The following is a 1563-nucleotide window of genomic DNA, read 5'->3' on the forward strand; positions in this document are numbered from 1 at the left end:
CAAGCTCAGCGTCACTGACGCAACAGTTCCAGGTCAGTCGTTCGAAAACCTGGTGCTTGGCGACGAGGCTGTGGTCAAAGTTGGCGACACCCTCACTGAGGTGAAAGCCACCCTGACGGTGGATAAATCCACCGTCGCTGAGGGCGGTGAAGTCACCTACACCGTGACCCTGACCAACGCTGCTGGCATGCCGATGGCGAGCCACGGCGAGTTGACCTTCAAACTCACCGACGGCACCGAGATCAAGATCCCGGCTAACGGCACCAGTGGCACTGCCGTGGTCACCGCCAAAGACAACATCTTCACCGGCGGTCAGGATGCGATCGTCAACAAACTCGAGTCGGTTTCGGCCAACAACTTCGAGAAGCTGACCCTCGGCAAAGACCAGTTCACCACCACTGTCACTGACGAGCCAGGTACTGACGGCGACAAGATCACTGTCACCATCGAAAGCAACGGCGATGTGCTGGAAAACGCTGCTCCGAAGTTCACGGTGAAAGTCGACCAGGAACTCAAGCAAGACCTGACCGTCACCCTGAGCAACGGCGCGACCGTCGTGATCAAAGCCGGCACCACCAGCGTTCCATACGAGCTGAAAGCGCAAGGCGATGACGTCTACAAAGACGGCGAAACCATCAAGCTCAGCGTCACTGACGCAACAGTTCCAGGTCAGTCGTTCGAAAACCTGGTGCTTGGCGACGAGGCTGTGGTCAAAGTTGGCGACACCCTCACTGAGGTGAAAGCCACCCTGACGGTGGATAAATCCACCGTCGCTGAGGGCGGTGAAGTCACCTACACCGTGACCCTGACCAACGCTGCTGGCATGCCAATGGCCAGCCATGGTCCTCTGGAGTTCACGCTGACCGATGGCACCGTGGTGAAAATCCCGGCTAACGGCACCAGTGGTACTGCCGTGGTCACCGCCAAAGACAACATCTTCACCGGCGGCCAGGACGCAATCGTCAACAAGCTGGAATCCGTCTCGGCTAACAACTTCGAGAAGCTGACCCTCGGCGACATGACGTTGACCACTTCGGTCACTGACGAGCCAGGCTCGGGCGATCCAAAAGATCCGGCTAACGAAGGCGACAAGATCACCGTCACCATCGAAAGCAACGGCGATGTGCTGGAAAACGCTGCTCCGAAGTTCACGGTGAAAGTCGACCAGGAACTCAAGCAAGACCTGACCGTCACCCTGAGCAACGGCGCGACCGTCGTGATCAAAGCCGGCACCACCAGCGTTCCATACGAGCTGAAAGCGCAAGGCGATGACGTCTACAAAGACGGCGAAACCATCAAGCTCAGCGTCACTGACGCAACAGTTCCAGGTCAGTCGTTCGAAAACCTGGTGCTTGGCGACGAGGCTGTGGTCAAGGTTGGCGACACCCTCACCGAGGTGAAAGCCACCCTGACTGTGGATAAATCCACTGTCGCCGAAGGTGGTGACGTCACTTACACCGTGACCCTGACCAACGCTGCCGGCATGCCGATGGCGAGCCATGGTCCTCTGGAGTTCACGCTGACCGATGGCACCGTGGTGAAAATCCCGGCTAACGGCACCAG

At 58.2% G+C, this 1563-nt stretch carries 1 protein-coding gene; it reads left to right on the top strand.

Annotated elements, in window-relative coordinates; genetic code table 11:
- A partial coding sequence (locus CKW24_RS27635) for an immunoglobulin-like domain-containing protein (RefSeq protein ID WP_371917619.1) occupies positions 1 to 1563 on the top strand: 1563 nt, incomplete at both ends.

It is taken from the genome of Pseudomonas sp. Irchel 3H3 (assembly GCF_900187635.1).
In the GTDB taxonomy this organism is placed as follows: domain Bacteria; phylum Pseudomonadota; class Gammaproteobacteria; order Pseudomonadales; family Pseudomonadaceae; genus Aquipseudomonas.